Annotated in this window: 9 protein-coding genes and 1 pseudogene; 8 read left to right on the top strand and 2 right to left on the bottom strand. The window is 68.4% G+C overall.

The genetic code is table 11. From position 1 onward, the window contains the following. The first annotated feature begins 586 nt into the window (after positions 1 to 586). The 8 genes and pseudogenes from rpmH (at position 587) to KOI47_RS35290 (ending at position 6,226) form a co-directional block, all read left to right on the top strand. Positions 587 to 730, top strand: coding sequence for a 50S ribosomal protein L34 (gene rpmH, locus KOI47_RS35325; RefSeq protein ID WP_216212294.1), 144 nt, complete (start codon positions 587 to 589; stop codon positions 728 to 730). A 24-nt stretch (positions 731 to 754) separates the two neighbouring features. Beyond that, a complete protein-coding gene (rnpA, locus tag KOI47_RS35320; RefSeq protein WP_216212291.1) occupies positions 755 to 1,171 on the top strand; it encodes a ribonuclease P protein component in 417 nt (138 codons plus the stop codon). Between the two features lie 7 nt (positions 1,172 to 1,178). Continuing rightward, positions 1,179 to 1,501, top strand: a pseudogene (gene yidD, locus KOI47_RS35315) (membrane protein insertion efficiency factor YidD). Positions 1,502 to 1,505: 4 nt separating this feature from the next. Then, entirely contained in the window at positions 1,506 to 2,675 is a 1,170-nt protein-coding gene (yidC, locus tag KOI47_RS35310; protein WP_216212289.1) for a membrane protein insertase YidC, read from the top strand. A gap of 29 nt (positions 2,676 to 2,704) precedes the next feature. After that, positions 2,705 to 3,277 carry a Jag family protein gene (locus tag KOI47_RS35305; RefSeq protein WP_216212287.1) on the top strand — a complete coding sequence of 191 codons (573 nt, stop codon included), beginning with the start codon at positions 2,705 to 2,707 and terminating at the stop codon, positions 3,275 to 3,277. A gap of 219 nt (positions 3,278 to 3,496) precedes the next feature. Further along, positions 3,497 to 4,177 carry a 16S rRNA (guanine(527)-N(7))-methyltransferase RsmG gene (gene rsmG, locus KOI47_RS35300; RefSeq protein WP_216212282.1) on the top strand — a complete coding sequence of 227 codons (681 nt, stop codon included), beginning with the start codon at positions 3,497 to 3,499 and terminating at the stop codon, positions 4,175 to 4,177. Between the two features lie 133 nt (positions 4,178 to 4,310). Continuing rightward, entirely contained in the window at positions 4,311 to 5,234 is a 924-nt protein-coding gene (locus tag KOI47_RS35295) for a ParA family protein (RefSeq protein WP_216212279.1), read from the top strand. Further along, a complete protein-coding gene (locus KOI47_RS35290; RefSeq protein WP_216212276.1) occupies positions 5,231 to 6,226 on the top strand; it encodes a ParB/RepB/Spo0J family partition protein in 996 nt (331 codons plus the stop codon). The genes KOI47_RS35295 and KOI47_RS35290 overlap by 4 nt, the downstream gene beginning before the upstream one ends. 64 nt (positions 6,227 to 6,290) lie before the next feature. On the opposite strand, the gene KOI47_RS35285 is transcribed toward KOI47_RS35290, so the two are convergent. Both KOI47_RS35285 and KOI47_RS35280 read right to left on the bottom strand, forming a co-directional pair. Next, positions 6,291 to 7,241 carry a D-alanine--D-alanine ligase family protein gene (locus KOI47_RS35285; RefSeq protein WP_216212274.1) on the bottom strand — a complete coding sequence of 317 codons (951 nt, stop codon included), beginning with the start codon at positions 7,239 to 7,241 and terminating at the stop codon, positions 6,291 to 6,293. 44 nt (positions 7,242 to 7,285) lie between these two features. Next, positions 7,286 to 8,626 carry an aminotransferase-like domain-containing protein gene (locus KOI47_RS35280; protein WP_216212270.1) on the bottom strand — a complete coding sequence of 447 codons (1,341 nt, stop codon included), beginning with the start codon at positions 8,624 to 8,626 and terminating at the stop codon, positions 7,286 to 7,288. Positions 8,627 to 8,837 lie beyond the last annotated feature (211 nt).

Here is an 8,837-nt window from a genome sequence, read left to right as displayed (position 1 = left end):
CTTCTGCTCCCCTCCCCTCAAGTCACTCAACGCTCGCCCGTGCCGCAGCCTCCGGATGCATTAGCAGGCCGCTGTGCATACCCGCGCAGGGGTATCCACAAGGTTGTCCACAACTGTGCACTAATGTACGGCGCCTCGCACAGTGCACCCACAGGAGGCGCCGGCACCCGACCGGCGTCGAGGTACGCCAGCCGGAGTCTCCCACCTTGCCACGGCGGCGCGAGCACCTCGGTGACTCGAGAAGAGGCACGCTAACAAGCGCCGCGCCTTGCCACAAGAGACCGTTGCCGGCAAGGGTTTCACGGTATACGGCGGGTTGCCATTCGGTGCTGGTACGTGGCTCTCGATCATGGACCAGACCAGTAGCGCAGCGCTACCGAGGGGCCGGTTTCGGTGTCACCGAGCCGGGTGCGTACCCTCGTAAGGTCTGCCGCCGACCGCGGCCTCGTTTCGCGTGCCTATATTCGGCAAAGCCTGACGAGTGCACAGCCTACGTTGGTAGGAGACACCACAGGACCGCCGTGCTGTGCGCACGACACGCCCCGACCTTCCGGGCGCCGGAGCCGAGAGCAGGAGAACTACAGCCGTGAGCAAGGGCAAGCACACCTTCCAGCCGAACAACCGCCGGCGCGCGCGTACCCACGGGTTCCGGCTGCGGATGCGGACCCGCGCGGGCCGCGCGATCATGGCGGCACGCCGCCGCAAGGGCCGCGCGCGGCTCTCCGCCTGATTCCGCCGTCTCCGGGGGCGCGGCGTGCTTCCTGCTGACGCTCGCCTGCGGCGGAGTGAGGAATTCCGCAAGGTCATGCGCGGCGGCGCCCGAGCCGGGCGTCGCCGCCTTGTGCTGCACGCGCTCGCGGGCGAGGACGCCAAGGCTGGCTTTGTGGTGAGCAAGGCCGTGGGCAACTCGGTGGTGCGGCACCGGGTCATCCGCCGCTTGCGGCATCTGGTGGCGGCTCGGCTCGGAACCCTGACCAAGGACAGTGCGTTGGTAGTGCGGGCCCTGCCCGCCGCGGCCAGCGCAACCAGTGCCGAACTCGGTTCGGATCTCGATGCGGCATTACGCAGGCTCGGCCTGCTGCCGGCTCGATCGTCGGCGCAGTCGCCGGCGGTCCCAGCGAATCCCGGTGCCGCGGCACCGGCAACGACAACGGACCAGCGGTGTGAGTGAAGCGCAGATGGCCGGGCAGTCCTCGGCCGAAAGCCAGGGACCATCGGGCCCCGCCCGGCCGAGTCCGGTGGCGTGGGTCTTGCTGCTTCCCATCCGCTTCTACCGTAAGGCGATCTCCCCCTTCTTACCCCCGAGCTGCCGGTTCTACCCCAGCTGCAGCGCGTACGCGGCCGAGGCATTGACCCGCCACGGCGCCGCGCGGGGTCGTATCTGGCGCTGCGCCGGCTGTTGCGGTGCGGACCGTGGACGCCGCCAGGGCGCGATCCGGTCCCGGACACGTTCAGCTTCCGGCACCGCCCCCAGAGACCTGGTACATCTACCGAGGAGTAGCTCAGTGCTCGACTTCATCTACTACCCTGTGTCGTTCATCCTCTGGTGCTGGCACAAGGTCTTCGGGTTCGTCTTCGGGGAAGCCAGCGCCATCTCGTGGGTGCTCGGCATCGTCTTCCTGACCTTCACGGTTCGCGGCATCATGTTCAAGCCGTTCGTGAAGCAGGTGCGGTCCATGAAGAAGATGCAGGACTTCGCACCGGAGATCAAGAAGCTCCAGAAGAAGTACGCGAACGACCGGCAGCGGCAAGCGCAGGAGATGCAGAAGCTCCAGCGTGAGCACGGTGTCAACCCGCTCGGCAGTTGCCTGCCGATGCTGCTGCAGATCCCGGTCTTCATCGGTCTGAACTGGGTGCTGCGCAACTTCGGCGAGGGCAAGACCGAGAACTACTTCTTCGACGAGGCGGGTAACGACTCCTACGTCAACGCGAAGCTGTTCGGGGTCAACCTGGGCGACGCCATCCGGCATATGGACGTGATGGGCGGCAGCGCGAGCATGGAGCCGGGCTGGCACTGGGATGTCGCGCCGGTGGCGATTCCGCTGATGATCGTGGCCAGCATCGCCACCCACCTCACCGCGCGGCATTCGGTGGCGCGGCAGAACCCGGCCTCGGCGACCCAGCAGACCGCGGTCATGAACAAGCTGACGCTGTACATCTTCCCGGTCGGCGTGCTGGTCTTCGGTGCGTTCTTCCCGATCGGTCTGCTCATCTACTGGCTCGCCAACAACGGCTGGACGCTCATGCAGCAGCGGATCGTCTACACGCGCATCGACAAGGAAGAGGAAGCGAAGAAGGTCGAGGCGGTAGAGAAGCGCACCTCGCTGGCGCCCAAGCCGGGGCAGAAGCCGCAGCCGGGCCAGAAGCCCAAGACCGGGCAGAAGCCGACACAGCCGAAGAAGCCGGAGGCCGGTGAGAACGGCAGCCAGTCGAAGGGCTCCTCTGGTTCCGGGGCCAAGAAGTCCGGCGGCCAGGCGAAGGGCGGCAACAGCAACCTGCGCGGCGGCGCATGGGCGAAGAACGGCGGCGCGAAGGGCGGCTCCGCCGCCGCCCAGCCGAAGAAGGCGCCCGCTCGCAACAAGGACACCGAGCAGAAGAGCTCGAATGACAACGGCACTGGAGCGTCCGGAACGGTCGGCGGCTCGAACAAGAAGTCGGGGCGTAAGCGTCGCTGACGCGGCCGGGTGCTTGAGAGGAGACGAACATGTCGGAGACGGTCGACGCGATCGGCACCGAGGAGAGTAAGGCGGCGGTCGCGGATGTCGCCGACGCCGAGGAGCCCGAGACGTCGGAGCGGTCCGCAGGCGTGGACGAGGACGTACTGGTGCGAGAGGGGGACATCGCGGGCGACTACCTGGAGCGCCTGCTGGACCTCTTGGACTACGACGGGGATATCGACCTCGACGTGGAGGCCGGCCGTGCGGTCGTCAGCATCGACGGCGGCGAGGACCTGGAGAAACTGGTCGGCGCGCGCGGGCAAGTGCTGGAGGCACTGCAGGAGCTGACCCGGCTGGCGGTGCAGCAGGAGCTCGGCTCGCGGAGCAGGCTGATGCTGGACGTCGCCGGATGGCGATCCGGGCGGCGGAGCGAGCTACAGGAGCTCGGGCGTTCGACCGCGGAGTCGGTGTTGTCGAGCGGCGAGCGGGTGCGGCTCCAGCCGATGAGCCCCTTCGAGCGGAAGGTGGTGCACGACGCGGTCGCGGCGGTCGACGGAGTGCACAGCGAGAGCGAGGGCGAGGAGCCCAAGCGGCGCGTGGTGGTTTTCCCGCAGCCCTGATCCCAACGCGGCTACTCCAAGCGCGGCCCGCCGGCACCGGCGGGCCGCGCTTTTTGTGTTCCGTCCATCCCCCGTTTCACGTGAAACGGCGCGAGGTGTCCGTTGGTGAAGTGGATTTGTCCACACTCGCGGTCTGTCGTGAGTCCCCGCGGTCGTGCTTCGGGGAGAATCGACAGAGCCGGTTTCACGTGAAACGGGCGACCATCGAGGAGTGATTCAGTGGGCATCCATGACCTGGCGTCCGGGACACCGGCCATTGCCGGGGAGGTCTTCGGCGCGAACGCGGCGGTGGCCGAGCGCTATGTGGACCTGCTCCGGCGGCATGGGGTGGAGCGCGGACTGATCGGCCCGCGCGAGACGGACCGTTTGTGGGAACGCCATGTGCTCAACTCCGCGGTGATCGGCGAACGCATCCCGGAAGGTGCGCGGGTGGTCGATGTCGGCTCCGGGGCCGGCCTCCCGGGTGTGCCACTCGCCATCGCTCGCCCGGACCTCGATATGGTGCTCCTCGAGCCGATGGCCCGGCGCGTCGACTGGTTGACCGAAGTGGCCCAGACGCTCGAACTTCCCCTTGCGATCGAGCGCGGCCGCGCGGAGGAACGCGCGGTGCGGGAGCGAATCGGTAGCGCCGAAGTGGTGACCGCGCGAGCGGTGGCGCCGCTGGGGCGCCTCGCCGGTTGGTGCCTCCCCCTCGTTCGGGCCGGCGGCACATTACTCGCGATGAAAGGCGCGAGTGTCGCGGAGGAGGTGGATCGGGACCGCGTGGAGATTCAGCGTGCGGGCGGCAGCACGCCGCAGGTTGTCGAGTGCGGCCAGGGGCTGCTGGAGCCGGCGACCATCGTGGCGCTCATCGAGCGACGTGCCTCGACACGCACCGCGTCCGGTCGCCGGAGGAGGTAGTAGCGCAGTGCGTGACTGTCGAGATGAAAGAATGCCCGAGCCCACCCGAGTACGGAGTAACGCTCATGTTCCACGTGAAACAGCGCGCTTCGAGTATCACTGACCAGTCGACCACAGGGAGGCGTGGCGCCCGGTGAACCCCCCATCCCCTCGACCCGAAGCCCCGGGTGCGGGCCACGAGCTGGCCTGGACGCCGATCGAAGAGGAAGCGCACCGGGCCGCCCGGGTGTTGCATCCGGAGAAGCATCAGCTGCCCCGCCCGGCCCGGCGCCGGATCATGACGGTCGCCAACCAGAAGGGCGGCGTCGGTAAGACCACCACGGCGGTCAATCTCGCCGCCGGGCTCGCGCTGTCCGGGCTGAAGACACTCGTCATCGACCTCGACCCACAGGGCAATGCCAGTACGGCGCTCAACGTGGACCATCGTTCTGGTACGCCTTCCGTCTACGAGACCTTGCTCGGTGAGGTGTCCGTGGTCGAGGCCGCCGCGATGAGCGAGCAGTCCCCCAACCTCCTCTGCGTGCCGGCCACCATCGACCTCGCCGGCGCGGAAATCGAGCTGGTGTCGATGGGTTCCCGGGAGGCCCGGCTCAAGGAGGCGCTGTCCGAGGAGGCGCTCGCGGAGCTGGACGTCGACTACGTCTTCATCGACTGCCCGCCCTCCCTCGGGCTGCTGACGGTCAACGCGATGGTGGCGGCGCATGAGGTGCTGATCCCGATCCAGTGCGAGTACTACGCGCTGGAAGGGCTCGGGCAGCTGCTCAGCAATATCGACCTCGTCCAGCAGCACCTGAATCGCGAGCTGACCGTGTCCACCATCCTGCTGACGATGTACGACGGCCGGACCAAGCTGGCCGATCAGGTCACCCAGGAAGTACGGAACCACTTCGGCGAGGTCGTGCTGAAGACGATCATCCCGCGCAGTGTGAAGGTCTCCGAGGCGCCGGGCTACGGCCAGACGGTCCTCGCTTACGACCCCGGTTCCCGGGGTGCCATGTGTTACCTCGACGCGGCTCGCGAGCTCGCCGAGCGTGGTGCACGAAAGGACGGCCAATGACCGAGCGAAGGGGCGGCCTCGGGCGAGGCCTGGCGGCGCTCATTCCCACCGGCCCCGCGGCCACCGACGGCGAGACCGTCGAAGTACCGGTACGGATCGAGGACGGCGAGGAAGCGGCCACGAACGGCGCCTCCCCCGCCCCCGCTACCGGAGGGGAGGTCGCCGGGGCGGTGTACAAGGAAGTGCCGGTCGGGTCGATCAAGCCGAACCCGAAGCAGCCCCGCCAGGTCTTCGATGAGGAGGCGCTGGCGGAACTCGAGCATTCCATCCGTGAGTTCGGCCTGATGCAGCCCATCGTCGTCCGGCAACTGCCGGACGACGAGTACGAGCTGGTGATGGGTGAGCGCAGGCTGCGCGCGGCCCAGCAGGCGGAGCTGGAGCAGATCCCCGCCATCGTCCGGCAGACCGCGGACGAGGCGATGCTGCGGGACGCGCTGCTGGAGAACATTCACCGGGTGCAGCTGAACCCTCTCGAGGAGGCGGCCGCGTATCAGCAGCTGCTGGATGAGTTCGAGGTGACCCACGAGGAGCTCGCGGCGCGGATCGGCCGGAGCCGGCCGGTCATCACCAACACGATCCGGCTGCTGCGACTGCCGCTGCCGGTGCAGCGGCGGGTGGCGGCCGGCGTGCTTTCCGCGGGGCACGCCCGTGCCCTGCTGTCCATGGAGGACCCCGGCGGTCAGGAGGAGCTGGCCGCCCGCATCGTGTCGGAGGGCCTCTCGGTACGGGCGACCGAGGAGGCGGTCACCCTCAACAAGAGTGAGAAGCCGGCCAAACAGAAGGCGCCCGCGCGCAAGCCGATGGAGGCACCCGGCCTACAGGACCTCGCGGAGCGACTCTCCGATGCCTTCGACACCCGGGTGAAGGTGGACCTCGGCCGCCGAAAGGGCCGGATCGTGGTCGAGTTCGCCTCGGTGGACGACCTCGAGCGCATCGTGGCGCTTATGGACCCAAATCAGGCAAAACGGACACGTTATTCCGATGAAGGATGACCCGAGGGTGTTTCGTCACGGTGACGGTTACCTCGGGTGAGTGCGAGTGAACGGGAAGTGCGGGTCAGCCGCCACGGCGGATGGCCCGCGCGACCAGGTCGGCGAACACCGCGCCGAGGGTGGTTCCGGCTGCCTCCACCGCCATCGGCACGGTGGAGGTCTCGGTCAGTCCTGGCGAAGGGTTGACTTCCAGGAACTGGATAGTGCCGTCCGCCATCACCACGGCGTCGCTCCGGGAAATGTCCCGCAGCCCGAGCAGGCGGTGCGCGGCCACCGCGAGTTCGCCGACCGCCTTGGCCGCGTCCGCCGACAGCCGTGCCGGGGCGAAGAAGTCGGTGAGCCCCGCGGTGTACCGGGCGGTGTAGTCGTAGACCCCGCTTTCCGGCACGATCTCCACGGCGGGCAGCGGTTCGGGTTCGTCCGCGCGCTCCACGACCGTAACGGCTACTTCCACCCCGTCGACGAAACGTTCCGCCAGTACGGTCTCGCCGTAGGCGAAGCAGCCGACCATGGCCGCGGGCAGGTCGGCGGCATCCCGGACCACCTGCGCGCCCAGCGCGGAGCCACCCTGGTCGGGCTTGAGGATCAACGGCAGGCCGAGCCGCTCCACCATGGCGTTCAGCACGGCCTGTGCGCCCAGTTCGCGGAAGGTGCTGTGGGGCAACGCCACCCAGTCCGGGGTGGTGAAGTCCGCCTCGGCGACCAGCGTCTTGGCGGTCGGCTTGTCCCAGGCGCGGCGGCAGCCGTGCGAGTTCGTACCCACGTACGGCACGTGCAGCATCTCCAGCACGGTCTGCACCGAGCCGTTCTCCCCCTCGCCGCCGTGCAGTGCCACCACGGCCGCGTCCGGGCGCTGCTCGCGCAAGCGGTCTAGCAGGCCGGCGTCGGTGTCCCACTCCTCCACGGTCAGCCCTTCGCCGCGCAGGGCGGCGGACAGCCTGCGGCCGGAGCGCAGGGATACGTCGCGCTCGTGGGACAGGCCGCCGGCGAGCACGGCAACGGTGGGTTCGGTCACCCGAGAAGCTCCTTCTTGTGCTGGGGACGGTCGGAACCAGGCGCTCAGGCCGTGTCCGGCGAGGGCGACTGCGGCCCGGAAATGGTGCGGGTCGGCACGTTACCGAAGGTGCGCACGAGTTCCAGCTCGGACTCGAGTACGCCGGCCAGCCTGCGTACCCCCTCGCGTAGCCGTTCCGGGGTGGGATAGCAGTAGGACAGCCGCATCTGCCTGCTACCGAGCCCATCGGCGTAGAACCCGGTGCCCGAGGCGTAGGCGACCCGGGCGGTGACCGCCCGCGGCAGCATCGCCTTGGTGTCCACTCCTTCCGGCACGGTGACCCACACATAGAAACCGCCGTCCGGCTTGGTCCAGCTGCATCCGGGCGGCATGTGCTGCTCGAGGGCGGACAGGATGGCGTCCCGTCGTTGCCGGTAGTTCTCCCGGAACGTCTTGATCTGGCCCTTCCAGTCGTGGGTCGAGAGATAGCGGGACACCACGAGCTGGTTGAAGGTGGGCGGGCACAGGGTGGCGGACTCCGCGGCCAGCACCAGTTTCTCCCGCACCGCGTGGGGTGCCAGCACCCAGCCGACCCGCAGGCCCGAGGCGAAGGTCTTGGAGAAGGAACCCAGGTACACCACGTTGTCCGGATCGCTGGCCCGCAGCGCCGGGTAGGTCTGGCCGTCGAAGCCGAGCAGCCCGTACGGGTTGTCCTCGATCACCAGTACGCCATGCGTGGCGCAGATCTCCAGGATCTCGGACCTGCGCTCGACGGCGAGGGTAACCCCGGCCGGATTGTGGAAGTTCGGGATCGTGTACAGGAACTTGACCCGCTGGCCCGCCCGTTCGGCCTGTTCGAGTGCCTCGCGCAGGGCGGAGGGGATCAGGCCGTCGTCGTCCATCGCGACGTGCACCACCTGCGCCTGGTACGCGGCGAAGGAGCCGAGTGCGCCGACGTAGGAAGGGCCTTCGGCGAGCACGACGTCCCCGGGATCGCAGAACAGCCTGGTGACCATGTCCAGGCCCATCTGCGAACCGACCGTCACCACCACGTCGTCGGGATGAGCCGAGATGCCCTCCATCGCCATGATCTCGCAGATCTGCTCGCGCAGCGCCGGCACGCCGTGCGCCGAGCCGTACTGCAACGCGACCAGCCCGTCCTCGGCTATCAGGTCGGCGATCTGGGTGGACAACGAGTCCAGCGGCAGCGCGGCCAGGTTGGGCATGCCACCCGCGAGCGAGACCACCTCGGGCCGGCTGGCGACCGCGAACAACGCTCGGATCTCGGACGCGGTCATCCCTGCGGTGCGCGCGGCGTACCGGTCGAGATGCGGGTCGAGGTTGTGGTGCCCGGCCTGGTTGGGCTGGCTACCCGGCGTGGGTTCGGGTGGTCCGGAGGTCGTCATCTGGCACTTTCGCAGACAGGTCGGGGGGCTGAGTTCTACCGGCGGGTAGATCCATCGAGTGTAACCGTGCTCGCTAACCGGCTCCCGCCCTTCCGGCCGTTGTCACATCAGCCTATCCTCAGCAGTGGATTGCTGATCCACCTTTCCGTGCGCGCCGTCGACCGGTGGCAGCGCCGGTCGTGGTTCCACCATGCGATGAGAACTTCCGGGG

The sequence above is a fragment of the Amycolatopsis aidingensis genome (assembly GCF_018885265.1).
In the GTDB taxonomy this organism is placed as follows: Bacteria; Actinomycetota; Actinomycetes; order Mycobacteriales; family Pseudonocardiaceae; genus Amycolatopsis; species Amycolatopsis aidingensis.
The sequence above is the reverse complement of the archived record's forward strand: the minus strand, read 5'-3'. Positions and strand labels throughout refer to the sequence as shown.